The 483-nt window shown below is 24.8% G+C and carries 1 pseudogene; it reads left to right on the top strand.

The features are described from left to right. Nucleotides 1-364 precede the first annotated feature (364 nt). Nucleotides 365-483: pseudogene (locus AC1DJR_RS33250) on the top strand (collagen-like repeat preface domain-containing protein); the annotation flags it as partial.

The raw sequence follows: 483 nt of genomic DNA on the forward strand, positions 1-483 counted from the left end.
ATATTAGTAAAGGTATCATTTTTAATTATTTGAAAGAATGATGTTGTTACTTGTGGAATATATGCTAATGATTTATTTATGTTTTAATTTTTAAATGAAAATGTGCTTTTGGACCTAATAGATAAACGTGGAAAAATAAAATAAACTCTTAAGTTTAGGTGTTTAATCTAAGCAGTCAATTATTAAAAACATATAATTAATATGTGAGTCATGAACATAATTAAATTACGTTTTCAAGTTTGATTATAATTCATGTTTCCTATTTTAAGAGAAACATATAACTCAACTACTTTTTACAATCGCATCTTTTATAGTTCTTAGAATAGGAAAACACTCAACTATAAGAAAAGTAAGGAGGAAATAAATGTCAAATAATAATTGTTTTGGTCATAATAACTGCAATCCGATTGTTTTTTCAGCAGATTGTTGTAAAAACCCACAGTCAGTTCCTATTACTAGGGAACAATTAAGTCAATTAATTAC

The sequence above is a fragment of the Bacillus sp. 05T31 genome (genome assembly GCF_056396725.1).